The sequence below is a fragment of the Streptomyces anulatus genome, assembly GCF_014650675.1.
Classification (GTDB): Bacteria; Actinomycetota; Actinomycetes; order Streptomycetales; family Streptomycetaceae; genus Streptomyces; species Streptomyces anulatus.
This window is the reverse complement of sequence record NZ_BMVK01000015.1, coordinates 22,723-46,693: the sequence shown is the minus strand read 5'-3', so window position 1 is coordinate 46,693 and position 23,971 is coordinate 22,723. Positions and strand designations below refer to the sequence as shown.

Sequence of the window (23,971 nt, the reverse complement as noted above, 5' to 3'; positions counted from 1 at the left end):
CCCCGGCCTGTCGTTCACCCACGTGCTCGGCGGGCGTGCTCAGCGTTCCAGGAACGCGAACAGCTCCTCCCAGCGGCGCAGGGTCTCCGGCTCGGAGAACCGCTGGACGCCGGACCGGGCGCGCGCGCCCATCGCGTCGCGCAGCCGTGGGTTGCCGGTGAGCCGCAGCAGCCGGTCGGCGAGGGCGGCGATGTCACCGGCGGGGGCCAGGAGCCCGTCCTCACCGTCGCGGACGATCTCCCGCACCCCCGGCGCGCAGTCGAAGGCGGCGCAGGGCACGCCGCTCGCCATCGCCTCCAGCAACGCCAGCGGGAAGCCTTCGCCCCGGGAGGACTGGACGAAGACGGACGCCTCGGCGAGGGCCCGCTCCACGTCGTCGGTGCGGCCCATCCACTCCACGGATCCGTCGAGGCCGAGTCCGGTGCACCGGGCCTTCAGCGCGGCCTCGTCCTCGCCGGCCCCGTACACGCGCAGCCGCCAGTCGGGGCGGGCGGGGGCGACCAGGGCCCAGGCGTCCAGGAGCAGGTCGATGCCCTTCTGGTCGCTGAGCCGGCCGATGCTGGCGACGGTCCTCGCGGTGCGCGGGGAGGGCACGACGGGGAGGCGGGAGAGGGCGTTGGGCAGGAAGCCGACGTTGTTCATGCCGTCCCCGGCCCACTGGTCGGCGTCCTCCTCGGTGAGGACGAGCCAGTGGTCGAGGTCCTTGTAGTGGTTCTTGATCCAGCGGTAGCGGTGGCTCGCGCGGGAGTAGCCGTAGGACTCGTGGCTCATCCCGATGACCCGCAACCCGGTGGTGTCGGCCTCCCCGACCCATTCCATCGCCCAGACCTGGGTGACGATGACGACCGCGCCGGGGCGGGCGGTCGCGAAGATCTCCGAGAGCCGGGCGACCGCCCGCTTCTTGGCGGCGACCCGGGCCGCCTCCTTGCGCCGGGTGGGGAGGCGGAAGCGGTCGCGGACGCCGTGGGGTGTCCAGGGGGTCGGGGGGTGGGCGGGGTAGAGGGCGGTGACGGGGTGTGCGGGCTGTCCGGGCTGTCCGGGCAGCGCCATCTTGAGGTCGGACGCGTGGATGCCGATGGCGTGGACCCGGTGTCCCTGGCCGGCGAAGAGGCGGGCGGTCTGGTGCATCCAGGCGGTGACGCCGCCGAGTTCGTCGGTGCTGTTGGAGACGATGAAGATGTCGCGGCTCATCGGCCGGCCCCCCGGTCGTGGTCGATGGTGTGGCGGGCGCCCCGGGAGGATCCGGGGGCGAAGACGGCGGCGACGGTCCTGCGGGCCGCGTCGCCCCGGTCGTAGGGCCCGAACCGCCGCACGAAGGCCCGGCGTCGGTCGGCGTACCGGGTGTCGGACTTCTTCAGTTCCGCGAGGGTCGCGAACAGCTCCTCCTGCGTCGCGGTCACCGGCCCGGGGGCCTCCTCCCGCAGGTCGAAGTAGCTGCCGCGCTCGGCCGCGTACGCCTCCAGGTCGGGGGCGTACAGCACGACGGGCCGGTCGAGGAGGGCGAAGTCGAACATGATGGAGGAGTAGTCGGTGATCAACACATCGGTGAGGGCGAGGAGTTCGCTGACATCGTGGTGGCGCGAGACGTCGACGACGGTTCCGGGCGGGCAGAGCGGCAGCCGGGCGGACTCCAGGTAGTGGGCCCGCACGAGCAGGGTGTGGGTGTCGCCGAACCGCTCGGCGAACTCCCGTACGTCCAGCAGGAGTCGGGCCCTGCGCTGCTTGCCGGGGCCGCCCCGGAACGTCGGCGCGTACAGCACGGTCTTCTTGTGGTCGTCCAGCCCGAGCGCCCCGGCGAGCGGCGGGCGCGGCAGCCGTCCTTCGGTCTCGGCCCGGTCGCGCTCCGCGATCAGGGCGTCGTTGCGCGGGTAGCCGGTGCGCAGGAGCCGTTCCTCGGGCAGCCGGTAGGCGCGGGCGAGGGTGTTCACGTCGTGCTCGGAGCGGACGAGGAAGTGGTCGAAGCGGTCCACCGCCCGCTGGAGCCGTTCGCGCCCGGGGGCGTTCTGGAGCCGTACGCGGGTCTCGTCGAAGCCCATCCGCTTGTACGCGGAGCCGTGCCAGGTCTGGAGGTACGTGGTGTGCCGGGGCTTGTGCAGCTGCTGCGGGAAGCCCTGGTTGTCGACCCAGTACTCGGCGCGGGCCAGCGCCCACAGGTAGCGCCAGGACCAGCGGCGTACGAGGCGGGCGTCGTCCGGGAAACCGGCCGGGGAGGGGTCGTAGGACCAGGTGGCGTGCAGTTTCAGGCCCTGGCGGCGGATCTCCTCGTACAGGGCGCGCGGGCTGTCCCCGTAGCAGGTGCCCATGTGGCTTTCGAGGACGACGGACCCCCGGCGCACGGGGAGCCGGGTGAGCCAGGTGTTGTAGACGGGGACCTTGAAGCCCCGGGAGCGGTAGCGGTCCAGGCGCTTGCGCAGGGACCGGACGAGGAGCTTCGCCTTGCGCGCGGGCCGGAAGCGGGTCGCGTAGCGGACCAGGCGGTGGGTGGTGCGGGCCGGGCGGCGGCGGGCGGTCAGCCGGAGCGCGAAGTGGTCCTTGAGCGTGATGTAGGGCTCCCAGGTGTCCCCGGCGAGCCGCCCGAGCCGGGGCCTGGCGGCGAACCGCAGGGCCTCTTCCACCTGATCCTGCGGGGCGAACAGATCGCTGACGGACCGGGGCCCGTCGGGGCCCCCCGCGGTCACCGTCAGTCGCGCGTCCCAGGCGGTGTCGTGCATGCCGACGGGGCGCAGCCGGCGTGAGACGTCGGCCCGCGCGCGCCAGATGATCCCGTCGCCGTCGTGCCGGACCTCATCGACCGGGAACGCGACGGCGCGCGCCCCGCCCCGGGCCCGGAACTCCAGGGTCGCGGTGAGGGGGGTTCCGGGGGCGGGCCCGCTGTGGCCGGGCAGCACGAGGCGGCCTTCGAGCAGCAGGCGGCCCCGCTCTGCGGTGGCGCGGGTGAGCCGGTTCATCAGCCGCGCGTCGCCGAACGTGCGGTACTGGTGGCCGAGTTCGGTGACGTCGATGCCCGGCCTCTCCGGGTCGCCGCCCCAGGCCACCCGGGAGTCCGCGCCCGTCGTCAGCGGCGCGCACACGGTGGCGGGCCTGCTCAGCGCGTACGCCGCGGTGAGGACTCCTTCGGCGTCGCCCCGGGCCAGCAGGTTCACGGCGACCCGCTCCAGCGGCGGGAGGCCCGGCAGGTCCGACCGGAAGGAACCGGTCAGCGCGCGGGCGGCGGCCGCGGTGACCCGGTCGCGGCGGGCGGCGGGCAGCTGGGGGAAGGTCCGGGCGAGCGGCACCAGGTGGTCGCGGGCGAACGCCCTCTCCCGTTCCTCGCACAGCCCGGGCAGCCCGTGCGCGAGCAGGGTGTTGGCGACCCGGCGGTGGGCCTCGACCAGGGCCGCGAGGTCGCGGGCCCGGTCGGGGACGGTCCGGCCGGTCACGATCAGCCGGCGGACCAGGGCGATCCGGCCGACCGCGGCGGCGGCGAGCGGGCCGAAGAGGATCTCGCCGTGCGCCAGGTCCTCCTCGTACCGCAGCCCGTGCCGTCGGGCGGCCTCGCGGCGCAGACAGAATCCGGTCACCAGGGCGTCCCTGACGACGAGTTCGGGGGCGTCGGTGAAGCGGGAGAGGGTGCGGGAGCGGGCGTACAGCTCACCCTGCCAGGACGGCTCCCGTTCCTTGCCGCCCTCGTCCGTGATCCGGCTCCAGCGGCCGGCGATCAGGTCGGCGCGGCTGGTCTCGCCCGCCTGCCAGAGGTTGCGGCAGGCGTGGAGCTGGAGGCGTTCGCCGGTGGCGAGGACCAGGACGTACCGGCCGTCCGCCGCGTCCAGGCCCGCGTTGCGCAGGGCTCCGGTGGTGCGGACGGCCGGATCGGCGCGGATGAGGCGGACCCGCCCGGGGGCGCGGTCGGCGAGTGCGCGGGCGGCGGTGCGGACGGCCGGGGCGGCGGTGGCGGCGAGGACCACGACGGCCTCGGCTCCGCGCAGCGACTGGCCGAGCACGGACTCCACGGAGGCGCGCAGGGCGTCGGCGCCTCCGGGGCCCTCGCTGTCCCCGCCGCCGGTGATCACACAGCTGAAGTCGCTCATGCCTGCTCCCCCTTGAGCATCCGGTCGACGACCCCGGCGGCGGCGGTCCCGTCGTCGAGGTCGCAGAACGCCTCCCGGAACCGCTCGTACTCCTCCCGGTGCCCGGCGGTCGCGGCTTCCGGGTCGCGCAGGGCGGCCACGATCCCGGCGGAGTCGGGGATCAGGGGTCCGGGGGCGCGCTGCTCGAAGTCGAAGCAGAAGCCGCGCAGGGTGTCGCGGTAGTGGGCCAGGTCGTGGGTGTGGAAGAGCATCGGGCGGCCGGTCTGCGCGAAGTCGAACATGATCGAGGAGTAGTCGGTGACCAGGACGTCGCTGACCAGGAGCAGTTCGGCGACGTCCGGGTGGCGGGAGACGTCCCGGACGAAGGCGGTGTCGGGGACGCTGCCGCCGACGAGGTAGTGGCGGCGGACCAGCAGGACGTGGTCCTCGCCGAGGCCCTCCCGGGCCCGGTCCAGATCGAGTTGGAGGTCGAATCCATGGCGTCCGCCCTGGCGTGGGCGGTCGTCGCGCCAGGTGGGGGCGTACAGGATCACGCGTCGCCCCTCGGGGAGCGCGAGCCGTTCGCGTACGGTGGCGGCGATCTTGTCCCGGTCGGGGGCGTACAGCAGGTCGTTGCGCGGGTAGCCGCACTCCAGGACCTCGCCCGAGTAGCCGAAGGCGCGGCGCAGGACGGGGGTGGAGAAGCTGTTCGGGGAGACGAGCACGCTCCACTGGGCGGACCGGCGTTCCATGGACGCCATGTACGCGGCGTCGGCGTGCGGGGTGCCCGCGAGGTCGCGGCCGATGCGCTTGAGCGGGGTGCCGTGCCAGGTCTGGACGACGCACTGGCCCTCGGCCCGCTCGAACCACTCGGGCAGGTGGGTGTTGGTGACGATCCAGCGGCTGCGGGCCAGCGCCTCGTACCAGTCGGCGCTGTGCAGGGCGACGGGGCGGGCGCCTTCGGGCACGGCCGCCTGCTGGTCGCGCACCACCCACAGGTGCTCGATGTCCCTTCCCCGGGTGACGAGTTCGCGGTGGACGGCCCGGGGCGAGTCGGAGTACTGGCGGCCGTCGAAGCTGGAGTAGAGGACGGCCGGGCGCGGTTCGTCGACCGTGGCGGCGCGCAGTCCGGCGTACCGCTCGCGCTGGATCCGCTGCCCGTAAGCGCCCCGCTCGCCGACGGGGAGGGCGGAGCCCGACTCCAGGACGAGCCGGTCGTGGTGGCGGCGCTGGAGGGTGAAGTCCCGTCCGCCGATGTGCTGTCGCGTCGGCAGGGTGCGATGCAGGGGGGTGCTGAGGCGGAGCGGCTGGTAGGCCTCCGGGTCCCGCTCCCCCGGTTCGCGCAGGAAGAGGTACCAGCGCCCCTCGGCGAGCGGCAGCACCCCGCCGGGCCCCTCGACGGCGGCGGGCGCGACCACGGCCCGGAAGTGGTCGCCGTCTCCTCGCTCCAGGCCGAGGACCACCTCCTCCCGGTGGCCGCCGTGCCGCAGGACGAGCTCCCGGAAGGCGCCCGCGGGCTCGGGGAAGGTCCCTTCGAGGATCAGGTCGCCCGACTCCTCCCGGACGGCCGAGGTGACGACGGGCTGGACGGGCCGGTCGGTGAGCACGAGGTCGCCCGAGGGGTTGGGGGCCGCGTACAGCTCACGGCCGCCGGGCAGTGCGTAGCGTCCGTCCTGGCCGTCGGTCCGGGCTGCCACCGTCAACGGCTCTCCCTCACCGACGAGTTGGACGCCCCATACGTCGTCCTCCCCCCGGAAGGCGCTGAGCGGGATGTCCGCGGCCCGGGAGCCGAGCGAGCCGCGCAGGGCGAACTCCCGGGTCTCCTTGGTGCGCCACTCGGTGAGCCTGAGGGCGACCGGTCCGGCGTCGCCGAGGATCCTCACCTCCAGGCGCACGGCGTCCTCGACCGCCGACTGCCCGGTCAGGACGGCGGCGACGCGTTCGGTGCGCAGCTCCAGCTTGTTGCCGGAGAGGACGGGGACGATCCGGGTCCGCTCGTCGGTGTACGTCACGGCGGGCGGGGCCGGGGTGGAGACGAGCCGCATCGGGCCCCGGCGCGGCCGGCCCGCGCCGACGACGACGGCCTCCAGCTTCCAGGTCGTGCGTCCGCCGCTGCCCGTGCCCTTCGCCGTGAGCCTGCGCGGGTCGACGACGGCCTCGAACCCGGCGCGGTCGTAGCGGTGGAGGGAGCGGCCGGAGAGGGCGGTGGCCTCGTCGCCCGGGACGGGGCGGGTCCGCAGGGGGATCAGCCGCTTCCCGGAGCGCAGCCAGCCGAGCCGGACCGGACCGCCCGGGGCGTTCCGTACGTAGGCGTGGCCGGTCAGATGCAGCAGTCCGTCCCGCCAGACGGCCTCGGTGAGGTGGGCCTGGACGGGCAGGTCGGCGGAGGTCAGTGCGGTCGTGGCGGGCGGCAGGGGGTCGCGGACGGCGGGGTGGTGGGCGCGGGGGCGGAGCAGTCCGGTGACGTGGAAGGTGCCCCGGTCCTTCTTCTCGTCGGCGAGGAGGGCGAGGAGTTCGGGGAGCCGGCGTTCGCGGATGAGCTGCCACTTGACCCGCAGATGCAGGGGCAGTCCGGCGAGGACGCCGGGCTCGACGGTGGCGGCGAACGCGCCCGCGTGCTTCAGGAACGCCTCGTGGAACTCCGCGTCGCCGCCCCCGAGCGCCTCGATGAACAGCCACAGGTCGCCGGAGAGGGCGTGGGCGTCGTAGCGGCGCTTGGCCTCGGCCAGGTCGGGCCGGCCGGCGAGGAAGCGGCTGACGGTGGTGACGGCGGTGACCCGGTCGCGGATGCCCCGGGGCACGGCCCGCCGGGTGGTGATCGAGCCGTCGCGGTCGCGCCAGTGGTAGACGGGTTCCTCGACGACGTCGACGGAGCGGGCCAGGAAGTGGGCGGGCAGGACGACGGCGATGTCCTCGTACAGCACCCCGGTGGGGAAGGCGAAGGCGTGCTCGTCCCAGAAGGTGCGGCGGAACACCTTGTTGCAGGCGATGCGGTCGCCGAGCAGGATCCAGTCCCGGGTGACGTGGGTGGCCCGCCGGGCCTTCTCCATCGGTTTGCGGAACATCGGGGACTGTTCGAGCTCCCCGCCGGCCCGCAGCCGGAGCACGTTGCCGGTGGCGAAGTCGGAGCCGGAGCGGTCGAGTTCGGCCAGCATCCGGGCGTACGCGCCGGGCGGCACGACGTCGTCGCTGTCGACGAACGTCAGGAACTCCGCGCCGGGATGGGCCTCGCCGACCCCGGCGTTGCGGGCCGCGCCGAGTCCGGCGTTCTCCTGCCGGATCAGCCGGAAGCGCGGGTCCCGGTCGGCGAACTCCTGTGCCAGGGCCGGGCCGTTGTCCGTGGAGCCGTCGTCGACGAGGACGACCTCCAGGTCCGGCATGGTCTGCTCGGCGAGCGAGGACAGGCAGGCACCGAGGTACTCCTCGACGTTGTAGAGGGGGACGACGACGGTGAGACGGGGTGCCATCGCGGCGCACGATCCTTCCGGACGGACGACATCAGGGGGCAATGAGCGTCGGGGAGACGGGGACTGGAGCGGGGACTGGAGCGGGGACTCGGACAGGGAACCGGGCGGGGGCCCGGACGGAATTCGGGTTCTCGGTCGGGACTTCGGGTGCTTCGGGGCGCGAGGGGCCTTCGGGGGCCATCGGGTACAACCCGCGCCGGGGGGACGGGTCACCCGAGGGGGTCCGTTCGGGTGACGCGGAGGGCGGAGTCACGCTTCCCGGGGCGCGCCGGGAGCACGTTCGAGCCCCGTACCGGAAGGGCACGGGGCTCGATGCGCTCGGCGCTGACACGGGGCGCGGGGTCAGGGCTTGACGGCGATCCGGCCCTCGTCCATCCGGAGCAGGAGCAGTTGCTCACCGGTCTTGTCGAGGAACTCGTCGACCGCCTGCCGTGATCCCTGCCAGTAGCCGTAGTCGTCGATCAGGAGCACCCCGCCGCTGACCAACCGGGAGTACAGGTACTCCAGTTCGTGCTTCGTGGAGGCGTACCAGTCGGTGTCCAGGCGCAGGATCGAGATCTGTTCGGGGGCCTGCCCGGGGACGGTGTCCTCGACCCGCCCGCGTACGTAGTGCACGCGTTCCTTCGGGTAGGGGACGGCGTCGAAGCCCGCCTGGACGTCCTCCAGCGAGGCGACCGCCCAGATCGGCCGGTCCTTGCCCTGGGCGTCCAGCAGTTCCTGGGCCGGCCGGCCGTCGCGCCGCAGGTCCTCGGCGGTGGGCGGGGTCATGCCCTCGTACGTGTCGAAGAGGTACAGGTCGCGCTCGGTCTCGCCGGCTGCCAGCAGGGTCCGGGCGCAGGCCTGCATCGAACCGCCGCGCCAGACGCCGCACTCGACGATGTCGCCGGGGATGTCGTGCCGGACGATGTGACGGGTGGCGAGGATGAAGGCGTTGAGCCGCTCCGGCGAGGTCATCGAGTACGGCTTGACCGCGCGGATGATCTCCTTCGCCTCGTCGTCGTAGTCCGCCGGGAAAGCGAGAGCGGGCTTCTTCGCCGTGGGCTTCGGCTTCGCGACCGTCGCGGGAACGGGGGCGGGTGCGTCGGCCGGAGCCGGTACGGGACCGGCGGGGGCGGTGCGGGCGGCAGGCACCGTGACACGCCTGAGCTGATATCCGGTGAGCTGCTGAAGGACGCCGTTGACGGCGTTGCGCCAAGCCATGCCCCGGGACAGTACGCGCGGTTTGCACCGCATGTCATCTTTCGTCAACCTGCTATTGATCCCGCCGGACCGCCACATCGCGCCTCTCACCGCTCAGCCCTCCGACTCGGCGAGCACGGGAGCCGTTTCCGGCGCGGGCGTCCGCTCGGGTGCGGGTGTCTGCCCGGGTACGGGGGCGGATTCGGGCCTGCCGCACCGCTCGCGGCCGTCCACCGGGCGGGGCAGCGGGACGCCGTCCACGCCGCCGACCCGGTTCGCCCACCACACCGCCAGCTCCCGTACGGCGAACATGGTCAGACGCGGGTAGCGCCGCGGCTTGCGGAAGACGCCGACGGAGTCGCCCCAGTAGGCGGCCTTTCTGTCGATGGCCCGGTAGTCGTGCCAGATGCCCTTCCTGGGCGGGAAGTCGGTGTAGGCCTCGCGCAGTTCGAGCCGCGAGTGGGCGGCGAGCGCACGGAATCCGTCGGGGTAGTAGCGCCAGCAGTCCTGCGCGTCGTGGACGTGGCCGCGCGAGGGGGCGGTGATGAACGCGTGTCCGCCCGGCTTCAGGATCCGGGCGATCTCCAGCATCGACGCCCAGAAGAACGGGATGTGCTCGAACGCCTGGCCGGACAGCACGGCATCGGCGCTGTTGGAGCGGGCGGGGATGCGGTACGGCTTCGTCATCACCGCGTCGACGTTGGGGCCGTCCTGCACATCGACCCCGAAGTAGTCGACGGGATGCCCGGCGAGCAGCGCCCGGTGGGTACGGGTCTGCTTGCCGGAGATGCGCGATCCGAGGTCGACGACGCGGTAGGCGCCTGACGCGGGCCCTTCGACGGGCAGATACTCCTGGATGCAGAGTTCCATCTGCTCGTAGGCGGACCGGTGCATGGACGTCTCCCAACATGGCGGGGTGAGCGAGCTGTTGGGCACAACGACCGTGCGGCGCGGAGGAATCGGCACGGGAGGCCCGCCTTGAGCCATTCGGGTGGCGGACGCGCCGGCCGACCGGTGGCGGGCCCCGCGTCACAGGGACAGGGGGGGGGCGGGCCCAGCGTCACAGGGACGGGGCGAAGAACCGCCGTACGACGCGTTCCGCCGCGTGCCCGTCGTCGTACGGGCAGAACCGCTCCCGGAACGCGGTGCGCAGCGCGGCCGACTCCGGGGACCGCCACTCCCCCGTCCGGAACACGTCAGCCAGCTCGGCCGGGGTGGTGGTGACGGGGCCGGGGGTGTCGCCGGGGCGCCCGGAGAGCAGGTCGAAGTACGTCCCGCGCGTGGCCCGGTAGGCGGCCCAGTCGGGGGCGTGGACGACGATCGGGCGGTCCAGACAGGCGTAGTCGAAGATCAGGGAGGAGTAGTCGGCGATCAACGCGTCGGCAGCCAGGCACAGTTCCTCGACCCGGGGGTGCCCGGTGACGTCGATGACCCGCCCCGCCCCCGCCCCGCCGACCTCGGCGGAGCGCCCGTAGAAGTAGTGGGCGCGCACCAACAGGACGTAGTCCGGGCCCAGTTCGCTCGCCAGCCGCTCGGGGTCGAGATCGGGTACGAAGCCGTCGCGGTAGTCGCGGTGGGTCGGGGCGTGGAGGAGGGCGGTCTGCCCCTCGGCGATGCCCAGTTCGGCGCGGATCTTCGCGATGTCCTCGGCGGTGGCGGTGGCGTAGGAGTCGTTGCGGGGGTAGCCGAGGTCGAGCCGTTCGTACGCGCCCGGGTAGACGCGGTCCCAGACCTCCGTGCTGTGCGGGTTGGCGGAGAGGCTGAAGTCCCACTGGCCGACATGGGCGCGGATCTTGGCGAAGTCGGTCTTCCGGGCGAGGGCGGGGTACGCGCGCTGGTCCAGCCCCATGGTCTTGAGCGGGGTCCCGTGGTGGGTCTGGAGATAGCGCTGACCGGTCCGCTTGGTGAAGCCGCCGGGAAAACTGGAGTTGTTGACCAGGTAGGCGGCGGTGGCCATGGCCCGCCAGTAGGGGCGCGAGCCCTCGATGACGTACGGCACGCCCGGCTCCATCCGGTCGCGGTGCCGGGAGGAGACGACCCACACGCCCCTGATGTGCGGGGCCAGTTCGCGGGCCTTGGCGTGGATCGCGGCGGGGTTGCAGGCGACGCCCCGGTTCCAGTACGCCCCGTAGACGGCGAGGTTCGGGTCGAGCGGGCGGCGCAGGTCGGTGCGGTAGGCGGCCCGCATGGCCTGCCTGCGGACGAACCGCTTCGCGGCGGCGACGGACACGGCGGGCGCACGGTGGGGCATGGGAGCCGAGGGTAGTCGCGGGGCCGGGGAACGGGAGGCTCGTGTTCACCCGTTCGGGTCAGCGCCGGTGACCCCGGGACCCGCCCTCTGTTGACCAGGACATGAAGCCACCACTCCTCAGCGTCGTCGTCCCCGTCCACAACGTCGAGGCCTACCTGGAGGACTGCCTGCGGTCGGTGGCGGACCAGACCCTCGAAGCGATCGAGGTGGTCATGGTCGACGACGGTTCGACGGACGGCAGCGCCCGGATCGCGGCGGAGTTCGCCGCCCGGGACGGCCGCTTCAGGCTGGTGCGGCAGCGGAACGCCGGGCTGAGCGCCGCCCGCAACACCGGCGTCCGGCACACCACCCCCACCGTCCCCTATCTGGCGTTCGCCGACAGCGACGACATCGTCGTGCACGACGCGTACGAGCGGATGACGGCCTCGCTGGAGTCGACCGGTTCCGATCTGGTGACCGGCAATGTGTGGCGGCTGACCGCGCAGGGGCGGCAGCAGGCGTGGCAGTACCGCTGGCTGACGGCCACCCGGCCCCGCACCCACATCACCCGGGACCCGCGCCTCCTCGCCGACCGGGTGGCGTGGAACAAGGTGTTCCGGCGCTCCTTCTGGGACGCGCACGGCTTCGCCTTCCCCGTGGGCAAGCTGTACGAGGACACCCCGGTGATGATCCCCGCGCACCATCTCGCCGGGTCCGTCGACGTCCTGCACCAGCACGTCTACTACTGGCGGGTGCGGGAGGGCTCGATCACCCGGCGGCGTACGGACGTCACGGGCGTACGGGACCGGATCGCCGCGTGCGAGCAGGTCAGCGCGTTCCTGGGCGGCCGGGACGCGGCACAGCGGCGGGCGTACGACGCGTCCTGCCTGCGCGACGACTTCGGGTACTTCCTGGACGGCCTGCCGATGGGCGGCGAGGCGTACCGGGCGGCGTTCCTGGAGGGCGCGGGGGCCTTCGTCGACCGGGCGGGACCCGGGGCGCTGGAGGGGCTGCCGGTGGAGCTGCGCATCAAGTGGGCGCTGGTGCGGGAGCGGCGTCTGGAGGAGCTGCTGACGGTCCTCGCCTTCGAACGGGCCAACGGGGCGGGCACGTTCGCGGTCGAGGGGCTGCCGGGGCGGCGGCGAGCGGTGTACCCCGGCGTGCGCGGCGCGAGCGCCCGGCTCACGCGCACGGACATCCCCGCGGTGGCGCGGCTGCTGGAGGCGCGCTGGGGCGCGGACGGGAAGCTGCGGCTGCGCGGGTACGCGTATCTGCGCAACCTCCCCGCCGCCTCCGCCCGGCAGCGGCTCACGGTGGGGATGGTCCGGGCGGAGCGCGGGCGGCAGGTGCGGCCGGTGCCGGTGCGGTCCGTGGACGCGCCCGAGGCGACGGTGAACTCCGGCCAGGGGCTGCACGGCTACGACCACGCGGGCTTCGAGATGGTCCTCGACCCGGACCGGCTGCCCGCGACAACGGACGGCGGCGGCTGGCTGGTCGGCCTGGTCCTCGCCGCGCCCGGAGCGGTGCGGCGGGTGGCGGTGCGTGCCCCGGACGCGGGCGCGGACCAGCCGCTCGTCCACGACCTGGGCGACGGGCGGCGGGCGGTGCTCGACTACCGGGGCGGCCGGCTCCGGCTGACCGTGTCGCACCTGCGGGCACGGGCCGAGGGCCACCGGACCGCCGGGGCGGAGGGGGCCCCGCTGGAACTCACGGGCCGGCTCTTCGGCGGAGGCAGGCCGGCGGCGCTGCTGCTGACCCGCGACGGGAGCGAGGAGCGCTCCTGCCCGGTGGTGACGGAGCACGCGGAGACCGCCGGGGGCGGGGGGTCGGGCGGGACGAGTGCGGCCGGCGGGGGGCGCGGGCCGGACGGGGTCGGGTTCACGGTCCGGGTGCCGCTCGCCGACCTCGCCGCAGCCCCGCCCGCCCCGCACCGGGCCCCTCGCGAGGTCGAGGCGGCGGGCGGCGCGCGCTGGCGGGTCCGGCTGCTGCTCGCCGACGGCGCCCGCGTCCCGCTGCCCGCCGCCCCGGACCTGCCGCCGCCCGCGTGCGCGGACCCGGCGGGCGACCTGGTGCTGGACCTGTCGGGGCCCCCGTACGCGGACCGGGTGGAGCGTACGCCGGAGGGGGCCCTGCGCATCTCGGGGACGTACGCCCCGTCCGCCCCGGGGACGGCGACGACGACCGCGTCCGGCGGCCGCCTGGTCCTGCACCACGAGACGCTGCACGAGGCGGTCCCGGTCGCGGCGACGTTCACGGGGACCATCGCGCAGACCGGTGCGGAGGCCGGTGCGCAGACCGGTGCGGAGGCCGGTGCGGAGGCCGGTTCGGAGGCCGGTTCGGATGAAGCCGCGGGGACCGCCGCGAAGTCTGCCGTGTACGGAGCTTCGGGCGAGAACTCGGACGTGAGCTCGGAGGAGAACCACGTGAGCAACGCGGGCGGCGTGAGCTCGGAGGAGAACTCGGGCCGGGCCCCCGACCACGCGCCGAGCCGTTTCTCCGCGCTGATCGCCCCGCCGCTCCCGGAAGGCCGCTGGGAGGTCCGCCTGGACGGCCGCCCCGTACACGTCCTCGGCTCCGCCGCCGCGCGGCTCCCCTGCGGCGGAGCCGGGAGCCCCCTGCGCCTGGAGCGGCGGCACGGCGACCGGCTCTCCGTCGTCGCGGGGCCGCAGGCGGAGACCGCCGGGCGGAGCGCGTACGGCAGGCGGCTCCTGCGCGCCGCGCACTACCGCGACGGGCGCACGACCCTTCCGCTCCGCGACACCGTCCTCTACGCGGGCGGCGACTCCCCGCGCGCCGTCCACACCGAACTCGTACGCCGGGGCACGGAGACCGAACACCTGTGGGTCACCGGTACCACCCCCGGCCGGACCACCCACGTGCCGCCCGGCGCGCGGGCCGTCCCCGTGCACAGCGCCGCCTGGTACGAGGCGCTGGCCCGCTCCCGCCGGATCGTCACGGACGAACAACTGCCCGGGTGGTTCGAGCGGCGGCCGGGGCAGACGGTCGTCCAGACGTGGCACGGCACCCCGCTCGGCCGGTTCGGCGGCGATCTGGCGGACACCCTCTACGCCGACCACCAGTACCTCGCCACCCTGCCGCGGCGGTCGGCCCAGTGGTCGGTGCTGGTCTCCCCGAGCCGCTTCGCCACCCCGTGGCTGCGCCGGTCGCTGGGGTACGGGGGCGAGGTGCTGGAGGCCGGGTCGCCCGCCAACGACGTGCTGTTCCCGCCCGACCGGGACAAGGCCGCCGAGGAGGTGCGGCGCGGGCTCGGGATCCCGGAGGACCACCGCGTCGTGCTGTACGCCCCGACCTACCGCGACCACCTGGCCCATCCCCCGGCGGCGGCCGGCCGCACGGCCCCCGGCCCGTACCGCTGGGACCCGGCGCTCGACCCGGGCGCCCTGGCCCGGGCGCTCGGCCCCGGCCACACGGTGCTGGTCCGGCGGCACCCCCGGGTCACCGGTGGGCTCCAGGACGGGCCCGGTGTGCTCGACGTGTCCGGGCACCGGGGGGCCGCCGGGCTGCTGCTGGTGGCCGACGTCCTGGTGACGGACTACGCGGGGCTGATGTTCGACTTCGCGCTGACGGGCCGGCCGATGCTCTTCCACACGTACGACCTGGAGCACTACCGCGACACCGTGCGCGGCTTCTGCCTGGACTTCGAGACCCGGGCGCCGGGGCCGCTGCTGGTCACGACGGACGAGGTGGCGCAGGCGCTGCGCGACACCGGTTCGCTGGCGGCCCGGCACGCCGACGCGTACGAGAGTTTCCGCCGCGACTACTGCGACCTGGACGACGGCGGCGCGGCGGCCCGGGTCGCGGACCGGCTGCTGGCGGACACGGCCTGAGTGCGTCGGGAAGCCGGGGCCCGGAATCCCTCGGACGGGTGGCGGCGGGGAGAGCGGGCCCGCCGCACGGAACCCATGAGGTGTGCCCCTCTTCTCCGCAGCTTCCGCCCCGCCCTCCGATCTCCCGCCCGCCGCGACCGGAGGCGACGGGGCCGACGGGACGGCCCGGCCGCCCCTGTGGCTGCCGTCGCCGTACCTCCTGCTGGGCGGCCTGCTGTGGGCGGTGCTGTCGGCGGCGGCCTGGCAGGCTCCGCTCTGCTGCGAGGCCGGGCTCCAGGCGGCGGTCGTCGAACGGCTGCGGGTGAACCTGCTGCACCCGGCGTTCCCGATGACCGACCTGCCCGCCGTGGCGAGCGCGCACTACTCCCCGTACGCGCTGCTCCAGGGGCTGGCCGCCCGCGCCACCGGGCTTTCGGGCCCGTCCGTCGTCGCGCTGGCCGCGTCGGTGAACCTGCTGCTCCTGCTCACCGGGATCGGCCGGCTCACCCGGCTGCTGACCCCGAACCGCTGGGTTCCGGTCCTCGTGCTGGTGCCCCTGGCCCTGATCCACTGGGCGGACCCGGCGCGCTGGAGCGCACCGAGCACGTTCGCGGTCGCGGTCACCCTGCATCTGTGGGCGTGGACCGGTCGCACGACCGCCCGGACCGCCCGCCCCGGTGATCCGAGGCCGGGCCGGACGCCCCGGTGGGCGGAGGCGGCCGGGATCGGCGTACTGCTCGGGCTCGTCCTGCTGGTCCACCCGCCGACGGCGATCGGAGCGGCGATCGGGTGCGTCGCCCTGATCGCGGTCCGGACGCGGACCCGGATCCGGCCGACCGTGTGGCGGTGGGCGTCCGCCGCCGTGTGCGCGGTGACCGTGGCGGCGCTGTGGCCGTACTACAACGGGCTCACCGCCCCGCGCACCCCCGTCGAGGGCCGGACCACGGGCCCGCCGGCGGCCGAGGGGGTGCGGGCGGCCGGGGAGCCGTACGCCTGGGCGACCGCGTACGTGCCGCCGGGCGAGGTGGTCCTGACGGACAGCCGCCCGGCGATGTACGCGCTGGCCGGGCACGGGGCGTACGTGCTGGCCGACGCGCTGCCGGACGCGGGGCTCGCGCGCACGGAGCGGCGGGATCGGAGCCGGGCGGTGGCCGCCTACCTCGACGCGTCGACCCCGCAGGCCCGGCGGGACGGGATCACCGCCCGGTACGGGGTGCGCTGGCTGCTGCTGACCCGCAACCAGCGGCTGCCCGAGAACGCGACGATGCTGGCGTTCAGCCCGCGCACGGGCGAGGTGCTGGCACGGGTGGCGGCGCACTGACGCGGGCCGCTCCCGGCTTCCCTCACGCGTGCTCAAGCCCGCCCGGCTTGCCTCACGCGTGCTTGAGGGCGGCGACCGCCGAGGCGGCCAGGTCGTCCAGGTAGCCCTTCGGCAGCTCGCCGCGGACCACCACGAGCCGCCAGTACAGCGGGCCGACGATCAGATCGAGCGCCCGGTCGGGATCGCTTCCTGCGGGCAGCTCGCCCCGGGCCACCGCCTCCCTCACCACCACGGCGGCGACGCCCTGCTGCTGGTCCAGGAGCGCGGTCTTGATCGCCTCGGAGATCTCCGGGTTCCGGGCCGCTTCGACCAGCAGGTCCGGGATGACCTGCGAGGCGACCGGGTGGCGCAGCGCGTACGCGGCCAGTTCCAGGACGGCGCGCACATCCCCGTACAGCGAACCGGTGGCCGGGGCGGGCATCCCCTGGGCGGCGACGGCCGCTACCAGGTCGAGGACGAGCGCCAGCTTGGACTTCCAGCGGCGGTAGACAGCGGTCTTGCCGACGCCCGCACGCCGGGCGATGCCCTCGATGGACATCCGGGCGAACCCCACCGCGGCGAGTTCCTCGAAGACGGCGGCGCGGATGGCGTCCGTCACGTCCTCGCGCAGGACGGCGGCGCCTGCGGGGGCGCGGCGGCGGGTTCCCCGTTCGGTGGTCATGGCCCGCATGATAGTCGGCCGCGACGAAACGGTTGCGTTGCGACGTAGAAGCGTCCTACTCTCAGCGTTACGACGATACGGTCCCGTCCCAACGAGGGCGTCCCCACGGGACCGTATCGTTCCGTCGCCGTATCGCCCCACCGCGCCACCGCCTAACCGTTCAGGCGTTCGGGCATCGTCCCCCCTCCCGCTTCCGTCGAAAGCGATCGTTCGTGGTGAGCCAGACAGCAGCTCCGCCGTCCCCGGTGAGCACCCCCGCCCAGGACGTCCCCACCTACGCACCCGGTGAGCTGGCCGCCCTGGCCGCCCGGCACGGCCTGACGGTCAGCGGCGCCCGGCCGACGCTGCCCGCCTACATCCGGCAGCTCTGGGGGCGGCGGCACTTCATCGCCGCGTTCGCGACGGCCAAGCTGACCGCCCAGTACAGCCAGGCGAAGCTCGGCCAGATCTGGCAGATCATGACGCCGCTGCTGAACGCGACGGTCTACTACTTCATCTTCGGTGTCCTGATGAACACCAAGCACGGGGTGGAGGACTTCGTCCCGTTCCTGGTCACCGGGGTCTTCATCTGGACCTTCACCGCCAGCTCGATCACGGCGGGCACGCGGGCGATCAGCGGCAACATCGGACTGGTCCGGGCCCTGCACTTCCCGCGCGCCTCGCTGCCGGTGGCCCTCGCCCTCCAGCAGTTGCAGCAGCTGCTGTTCTCACTCGGCGCGCTGACCGTGATCCTGCTGGCGTTCGGCCAGTACCCGCGCCCGTCCTGGCTGCTGGCCGTCCCGGCGCTCGCGCTCCAGGCGGTGTTCAACACCGGGGTGTCGATGGCCGTGGCCCGGCTGACGGCGAAGACCCCGGACATCGCGCAGCTGACGCCGTTCGTGCTGCGGACCTGGATGTACTCCTCCGGCGTGATGTGGAGCCTGGACCACCTGCTCAAGGGGGACCGGGTGCCGCACGCGGTGATGGTGGCGCTGGAGTACAACCCGGCGGCGCTCTTCATCAACCTCATGCGGTACGCGCTCATCGACAGCTACACCTGGGCGCAGTTGCCGCCGTACGCATGGGCGGTCGCGGCGGGCTGGGCACTGCTGTGCGGAGTGGCCGGATTCGTGTACTTCTGGAAGGCCGAGGAGACGTACGGACGTGGCTGATCTCAAGGATTCCCCCGGCCTCGGGGATGCGCCCGTCGACCGGCGCGTCCCGACCGTCGTCGTCGACGACGTCCACATCACGTACACGGTCAACGGCGCCCGTACGGGCAAGGGCAGCGCCACCTCGGCGCTCAGCCGGATCACCACCCGCCGCCGTACCCCCGGCGCACGCCAGGTGCACGCCGTGAAGGGGGTCAGCTTCGCCGCGTACAAGGGCGAGGCCATCGGCCTGATCGGCTCCAACGGCTCGGGCAAGTCGACGCTGCTCAAGGCGGTCGCGGGCCTGCTCCCGCCGACCCGGGGCAGGGTCCACACCCAGGGCCAGCCGTCGCTGCTCGGCGTGAACGCGGCGCTGATGGGCGACCTGACGGGCGAGCGCAACGTGGTGCTGGGCGGACTCGCGATGGGCATGACCCGCGAGCAGATCCGCGAACGCTACGACGAGATCGTCGACTTCTCCGGCATCAACGAGAAGGGCGACTTCATCACGCTGCCGATGCGCACGTACTCCTCGGGCATGGGCGCCCGGCTCCGCTTCTCCATCGCGGCGGCCAAGAGCCACGACGTGCTCCTGATCGACGAGGCGCTGTCCACGGGCGACGCGAAGTTCCAGCGCCGCAGCAAGGACCGCATCAAGGAACTGCGCGCCGAGGCGGGCACGGTCTTCCTGGTCAGCCACAGCAACAGATCGATCACCGAAACCTGCGACCGGGCCCTGTGGCTGGAAGCGGGCACACTGAGGATGGACGGCCCGGCAAAGGAAGTAGTGGCAGCGTACGAAGCATTCACCAAACGCAAGTAGCCCCTCACCCGGTCCGGCCCACCCGCGCACACCCAGCCCGTCCGGCGCTTGAGGACAAGCCCTCCGCCGGAGCCCCCGCGCACCTCCCGGTCCACCCGCGCACACCCAGCCCGTCCGGCGCTTGAGGACAACACTTCAGCCCGTCCGGCGCTTGAGGACAAAACCCGCGCCCCGGAGGCCCGCAGAAAACGCCCAGGGGGCCGGCACCACCACGTGGCGCCGGCCCCACAGACGTACAAGAACCCCTAGGCGTGCGTACGGAGCAACGTCCGCATCGTCCGCATCGCCACCGACAGATTCGCCAGATCGAACGCGTCCGACCCCTGGATCTCCTCCAGCGTCGACCGCGACCGGGCAAGAATCGCCGCGTTCTTCGACTCCCACGCCAGGAACCGCTCCTCCGGCGTGGACGACCCGTTCCCCACACTCAGCACGTCCGAGGTGAGCGCCGCGTGCGCCGCGTACAGGTCCTCGCGGATGGAGGCGCGGGCCATGGACTGCCAGCGGTCGGCCCGCGGCAGCTCGATGATCCGGTCCATCAGCTGGGTGATCCGCAGCCGGTCCGCGAGGTCGTAGTAGACCTCGGCGACCTCCAGCGGATCCTGACCCGTACGGTCGGCGATGGCCACGATGTCCAGCGCCGGGAAGGCGGAGGAGAACCCGGCCACCCGGACCGCCAGCTCGTCCGGCACACCCGCGGCCGTCAGCTCGTCCAGGATCGAGTGGTACCAGTCCAGGTCCGCACCCTTGAGCATCTTGGGCAGCTCGTCCCAGACCCGCGCGACGCCGTCCCGGAACCCTTCGATGGTCTCCGCGATGGCGACGGGCTGCGGCCGGTTGCCCAGCAGCCAGCGCGCACCCCGCTCGACCAGCCGCCGCGAGTGCAGCCGGATCCGGGTCTGGACGTCCGCGGCGACCTTGTTGTCGAGCGCCTCGACCGCGTCCCACACCCGGGACAGGCCGAAGATCTCACGGGCCGTGAACTGGGCCCGGACGATCTCCTCGATCGACGCCCCGGTCTCCTCGCGCAGCCGGTGCAGGAAGGTCGAACCGGCGGTGTTCACCGTGTCGTTGACCAGGACCGTCGTGATGATCTCGCGTCGCAGCGCGTGCCCGTCGACCGCCTCGGGGAACCGCTCGCGCAGCTCGCTCGGGAAGTAGGCGTGCACCAGCTTCTGCAGGTGCGGGTCGTCCGGCAGGACGGTGGAGATCAGCTCGTCCGCCGCCGTGATCTTGGTGTAGGCGATCAGCACGGCCAGCTCGGGCTGGCTGAGCCCCTTGCCGTTGCTCAGCAGCTCCCGGATGTGCCGGTCGGCGGGCAGGAACTCCAGCGCCCGGTCGAGGGCGCCGTCGCGCTCCAGGCGTCGCATGAACCGCTGCTGGGCGTGGAGCAGGGAGGGGGCCTGGGCGGAGGCGTTGGAGAGCGCGACGTTCTGCGCGTAGTTGTTGCGCAGGACGAGCGCGCCGACCTCGTCGGTCATGTCGGCGAGCAGCTTGTTGCGCTGCTTGACGGTCATGTCGCCGTCCCGCACGAGACCGTTCAGCAGGATCTTGATGTTCACCTCGTGGTCGGAGGTGTCCACACCGGCGCTGTTGTCGATCGCGTCGGTGTTGATCCGGCCGCCGCTGCGGGCGAACTCGATCCGGCCGAGCTGGGTGGCCCCGAGGTTGCCGCCCTCGCCGACGACCTTGGCCCGCAGGTCCTCGCCGTTCACGCGGATCGCGTCGTTGGCCTTGTCGCCGACGTCGGCGTTCGACTCGGAGACGGCCTTGATGTACGTGCCGATGCCGCCGTTCCACACCAGGTCGACGGGGGCCTTGAGGATGGTCTGCATCAGGTCGGCGGGCGTCATCTTGCTCACCGAGGGGTCGATGCCGAGCGCCTCGCGGACATGCGAGTTGAGCGGGATCGACTTGGCGCTGCGCGGGTGGATCCCGCCGCCCGCCGAGAGCAGGCCCGTCTCGTAGTCGGCCCAGGAGCTGCGGGGCAGGTCGAACAGCCGACGGCGCTCGGCGTACGAGGTGGCGGCGTCCGGGTTCGGGTCGAGGAAGATGTGCCGGTGGTCGAAGGCGGCGACGAGGCGGATGTGCTCGGAGAGCAGCATCCCGTTGCCGAACACGTCGCCGGACATGTCGCCGACGCCGACGACGGTGAAGTCCTCGGTCTGGGTGTCGTGGCCCAGCTCCCGGAAGTGCCGCTTGACGGACTCCCAGGCGCCCCGGGCGGTGATGCCCATGCCCTTGTGGTCGTAGCCCGCCGAGCCGCCGGAGGCGAACGCGTCGCCGAGCCAGAAGCCGTACGCGACGGCGACCTCGTTGGCGATGTCGGAGAAGCTCGCGGTGCCCTTGTCGGCGGCGACGACGAGGTAGGTGTCGTCCTCGTCGTGCCGGACGACGTCGGCGGGCGGCACGACCTCGCCGGTCACCATGTTGTCGGTGATGTCGAGCAGCGCGGAGATGAACGTGCGGTACGCGGCGATGCCCTCGGCGAGCCAGGCGTCGCGGTCCACGGACGGGTCCGGGAGCTGCTTGGCGACGAAGCCGCCCTTGGCACCGACGGGCACGATGACGGTGTTCTTCACCATCTGCGCCTTGACCAGGCCGAGGATCTCCGTACGGAAGTCCTCACGCCGGTCCGACCAGCGCAGCCCGCCTCGGGCGACCTTGCCGAATCGCAGGTGGACGCCCTCCACGCGCGGCGAGTAGACCCAGATCTCGTACGCCGGCCGGGGCGCGGGCAGGTCCGGGATGGCCTGCGGGTCGAACTTCATCGAGACGTAGGAGTGCGGCGTGCCGTCCTCCGTGTGCTGGAAGAAGTTGGTGCGCAGGGTGGCCTTGATGACGGTGAGGAAGGACCGCAGGATCCGGTCCTCGTCCAGCGAGGCGACCTGGTCCAGGGCCCCGTCCAGCTCCTCCAGGAGCCCGTCGGTCAGCTCCGTGCCGGCGCTCTGGCGGCCTGGCGACATGCGGGCCTCGAAGAGCGAGACGAGCAGCCGGGTGGTGTGGACGTTGTTACGGAGCGTGGACTCCATGTAGTCCTGGCTGAAGGTCGAACCGGCCTGCCGCAGGTACTTCGCGTAGGCGCGCAGCACCATGGCCTGCCGCCAGTTCAGCCCGGCGCCGAGGACCAGCGCGTTGAAGCCGTCGTTCTCCGCCTCGCCCCTCCAGACGGCGGCGAACGCCTCCTGGAAGCGGGCGCGGGCGTCGTCGGCGAGATAGCTGCCGTTGCCGTTGACCAGCGGCATCCGCAGCCCGAAGTCGTAGATCCAGGCGTGGGTGCGGTCCGCGCAGCGCAGCTCGTACGGCCGCTCGTCGACGACCTCGACGCCGAGCTGCTGGAGCGCCGGGAGGACGGCGGAGAGGGAGACCTGCTCGCCGGTCCGGTAGATCTTGAAGCGGCGCTCGCCGGGGCCCGCGCCGACCGGCTCGTACAGGCTGAGGGCGAAGTCCTTCTCGCCCTGCTTGAGGGTCTCCAGGTGGACCAGGTCGGCGACGGCGGCGCGCGGCGAGTGGTCGGCCTTGTAGCCCTCGGGGAACGAGTGGCCGTACTGGCGCTGGAGTTCGGCGCCGCGCTCCTCGCCCAGCTCGGCGGTGAGCGCCTCCTGGAAGCCGTCGGCCCAGGAGCGGGCGGCCTCGACGAGGCGGGCCTCGATGCGGTCGGCGTCGGCGTCCGTCAGGTGCGGCAGCTCGGTGCCGGCCGGGACGCGGACGACGAAGTGCAGCCGGGAGAGGATCGACTCGGTGTTCCAGGCCGTGAAGTCGACGCTGTTGCCGCCGAGCTCCTCCTTGAGGATGTCGATCAGCCGCAGGCGTACGCCGGTGGTGTAGCGGTCGCGCGGCAGGTAGACGATCGCGGAGTAGTAGCGCCCGTACTCGTCCTGGCGCAGGTAGAGCCGCAGCCGGCGGCGCTCCTGGAGGTAGAGGACGGAGGTCACGATGGAGCGGAGCTGGTCGACGGGCGTCTGGAACAGCTCGTCGCGGGGGTAGGTCTCCAGGATCTGGAGCAGGTCGCGGCCGTCGTGGCTGTTGTACGAGAAGCCCGCGCCCTCGACGACCTCGGCGACCTTGCGACGGATGACGGGCACCCGGCGCACGGACTCGGTGTAGGCGGCGGAGGAGAAGAGCCCGAGGAAGCGGCGCTCGCCGACGACGTTGCCCTTGGCGTCGAACTTCTTCACGCCGACGTAGTCGAGGTAGCTGGGGCGGTGCACGGTGGCCCTGCTGTTGGCCTTCGTCAGGACGAGGAGCTTGTGCTCACGGGCCTTGGCGCGGGCGTCGGCGGGCAGCCGGTCGAAGGACGGGCTGACGGGGTGCGCCTCGTCCTCGCTGTGGTGCGGGTCGGAGCGCAGGATGCCGAGTCCGGTGCCGGGCACGGCGGCCAGCGCGTCGCTGTCCTTCAGCTCGTACTCGCGGTAGCCGAGGAAGGTGAAGTGGTCGGCGGCCAGCCAGCGCAGCAGCTCGCGGGCCTCCTCGACCTCTTCGTCGGCGAGGTCGTCCAGCGGTTCGCCGGGCAGGTCGTCGGCGATCCGGAGGGCGGCGTCGCGCATCTTCCCCCAGTCCTCGACGGTCTCCCGCACGTCGGACAGGACGCGCAGCAGGTCGGCGGTGATCTGCTGGAGGTCGGCGCGGTCGGTCTCGCGGTCGATCTCGACGTGGATCCAGGACTCGACGAGCGCGTCGTGGGGCAGCTCGGCCTTGACGCCCTTGCCGCCCTTGCGGCCGTTGGCGCTCTTCGGGAGGCCGGGACCGCCGGAGAGGACCTCGATGAGCTTGCCGGTCACATCGCGGCGGACCGTGACCTGCGGGTGGATCACGACGTGGATGCCGCGACCCTGCCGGGACAGCTCATTGGTGACGGAGTCCACCAGGAAGGGCATGTCGTCGGTGACGACCTCGACGACGGAGTGGCTGCAGGTCCAGCCGTTCTCCTCGACGGTCGGGGTGTGCACCCGGACGTTCGCGGTGCCCTGCGGACGGTTCTCGGCCAGCCGGTAGTGCGAGGCGGCGGCGCCGAAGACGTCGACCGGGTCACGGCCGCTGAGGTCCTCCGGAGCCGTATGCAGGTAGTAGCGCTGGAGGTAGGCGAGCACCGTGTCCTGGCCGGGACGGGCGCTCTCGTCGGCCCCGGCAGCGGAAGTCCGCGCCCGGGGGGCACCTCCCGGGCCACCGACACCACCGCCCGGACCGTTTTCAGCTACCTTGGCGGCCCCTGCGAGCAGCTCGGCCTTGGCTTCGTCCAGCTTGGTCTGCATGTCCTCTGGCTCCTGTCGCGCGCCGTTGCGTGACG

The 23,971-nt window shown here is 73.3% G+C and carries 12 protein-coding genes; 4 read left to right on the top strand and 8 right to left on the bottom strand.

Annotated features, from left to right (window positions below; all coding sequences use genetic code 11):
* Nucleotides 1–39 precede the first annotated feature (39 nt).
* From IE272_RS29250 to IE272_RS29225, 6 genes are all read right to left on the bottom strand, one after another.
* A complete protein-coding gene (locus IE272_RS29250) occupies nt 40–1,191 on the bottom strand; it encodes a glycosyltransferase (RefSeq protein WP_190008839.1) in 1,152 nt (383 codons plus the stop codon).
* Nucleotides 1,188–4,067 carry a bifunctional glycosyltransferase/CDP-glycerol:glycerophosphate glycerophosphotransferase gene (locus IE272_RS29245; RefSeq protein WP_190008837.1) on the bottom strand — a complete coding sequence of 960 codons (2,880 nt, stop codon included), beginning with the start codon at nt 4,065–4,067 and terminating at the stop codon, nt 1,188–1,190. Before IE272_RS29245 ends, IE272_RS29250 begins: the two co-directional genes overlap by 4 nt.
* Complete coding sequence (locus tag IE272_RS29240; RefSeq protein ID WP_190008836.1) at nt 4,064–7,513, bottom strand: bifunctional glycosyltransferase/CDP-glycerol:glycerophosphate glycerophosphotransferase; 3,450 nt, start codon at nt 7,511–7,513, stop codon at nt 4,064–4,066. Before IE272_RS29240 ends, IE272_RS29245 begins: the two co-directional genes overlap by 4 nt.
* A gap of 342 nt (nt 7,514–7,855) precedes the next feature.
* Nucleotides 7,856–8,746, bottom strand: a complete 891-nt coding sequence (locus tag IE272_RS29235) for a TylF/MycF/NovP-related O-methyltransferase (RefSeq protein WP_190008834.1) — start codon at nt 8,744–8,746, stop codon at nt 7,856–7,858.
* 60 nt (nt 8,747–8,806) lie between these two features.
* A complete protein-coding gene (locus tag IE272_RS29230) occupies nt 8,807–9,586 on the bottom strand; it encodes a methyltransferase domain-containing protein (RefSeq protein ID WP_190008832.1) in 780 nt (259 codons plus the stop codon).
* A gap of 166 nt (nt 9,587–9,752) precedes the next feature.
* Nucleotides 9,753–10,880, bottom strand: a complete 1,128-nt coding sequence (locus IE272_RS29225; protein WP_190008931.1) for a CDP-glycerol glycerophosphotransferase family protein — start codon at nt 10,878–10,880, stop codon at nt 9,753–9,755.
* A 164-nt stretch (nt 10,881–11,044) separates the two neighbouring features.
* Here IE272_RS29225 and IE272_RS29220 point away from each other — a divergent pair, with 164 nt between their 5' ends.
* Nucleotides 11,045–14,770: a bifunctional glycosyltransferase/CDP-glycerol:glycerophosphate glycerophosphotransferase gene (locus IE272_RS29220; RefSeq protein WP_190008830.1), complete on the top strand. Its 3,726-nt coding sequence runs from the start codon at nt 11,045–11,047 to the stop codon at nt 14,768–14,770.
* Between the two features lie 82 nt (nt 14,771–14,852).
* Nucleotides 14,853–16,070, top strand: coding sequence for a hypothetical protein (locus IE272_RS29215; protein WP_190008828.1), 1,218 nt, complete (start codon nt 14,853–14,855; stop codon nt 16,068–16,070).
* Between the two features lie 52 nt (nt 16,071–16,122).
* Here the strand turns inward: IE272_RS29215 and IE272_RS29210 are convergent, their stop codons facing one another.
* On the bottom strand, nt 16,123–16,731 hold the full coding sequence (locus IE272_RS29210) for a TetR/AcrR family transcriptional regulator (RefSeq protein ID WP_179890849.1): 609 nt from the start codon (nt 16,729–16,731) through the stop codon (nt 16,123–16,125).
* Between the two features lie 245 nt (nt 16,732–16,976).
* On the opposite strand from IE272_RS29210, the gene IE272_RS29205 reads away from it, so the two are divergent.
* Nucleotides 16,977–17,882, top strand: coding sequence for an ABC transporter permease (locus IE272_RS29205; protein WP_179888627.1), 906 nt, complete (start codon nt 16,977–16,979; stop codon nt 17,880–17,882).
* Nucleotides 17,875–18,684: an ABC transporter ATP-binding protein gene (locus IE272_RS29200; RefSeq protein WP_050359609.1), complete on the top strand. Its 810-nt coding sequence runs from the start codon at nt 17,875–17,877 to the stop codon at nt 18,682–18,684. Before IE272_RS29205 ends, IE272_RS29200 begins: the two co-directional genes overlap by 8 nt.
* A gap of 245 nt (nt 18,685–18,929) precedes the next feature.
* On the opposite strand, the gene IE272_RS29195 is transcribed toward IE272_RS29200, so the two are convergent.
* Nucleotides 18,930–23,936: an NAD-glutamate dehydrogenase gene (locus IE272_RS29195; RefSeq protein WP_050359608.1), complete on the bottom strand. Its 5,007-nt coding sequence runs from the start codon at nt 23,934–23,936 to the stop codon at nt 18,930–18,932.
* Nucleotides 23,937–23,971: the final 35 nt, after the last annotated feature.

Bases quoted from the DNA above. Each gene is read 5' to 3' on its own strand.
- IE272_RS29250 (WP_190008839.1), bottom strand. From the start codon at position 1,191: ATGAGCCGCGACATCTTCATCGTCTCCAACAGCACCGACGAACTCGGC.
- IE272_RS29245 (WP_190008837.1), bottom strand. From the start codon at position 4,067: ATGAGCGACTTCAGCTGTGTGATCACCGGCGGCGGGGACAGCGAGGGC.
- IE272_RS29210 (WP_179890849.1), bottom strand. From the start codon at position 16,731: ATGACCACCGAACGGGGAACCCGCCGCCGCGCCCCCGCAGGCGCCGCC.
- IE272_RS29230 (WP_190008832.1), bottom strand. From the start codon at position 9,586: ATGCACCGGTCCGCCTACGAGCAGATGGAACTCTGCATCCAGGAGTAT.
- IE272_RS29220 (WP_190008830.1), top strand. From the start codon at position 11,045: ATGAAGCCACCACTCCTCAGCGTCGTCGTCCCCGTCCACAACGTCGAG.
- IE272_RS29235 (WP_190008834.1), bottom strand. From the start codon at position 8,746: ATGCGGTGCAAACCGCGCGTACTGTCCCGGGGCATGGCTTGGCGCAAC.
- IE272_RS29195 (WP_050359608.1), bottom strand. From the start codon at position 23,936: ATGCAGACCAAGCTGGACGAAGCCAAGGCCGAGCTGCTCGCAGGGGCC.
- IE272_RS29225 (WP_190008931.1), bottom strand. From the start codon at position 10,880: ATGCGGGCCGCCTACCGCACCGACCTGCGCCGCCCGCTCGACCCGAAC.
- IE272_RS29240 (WP_190008836.1), bottom strand. From the start codon at position 7,513: ATGGCACCCCGTCTCACCGTCGTCGTCCCCCTCTACAACGTCGAGGAG.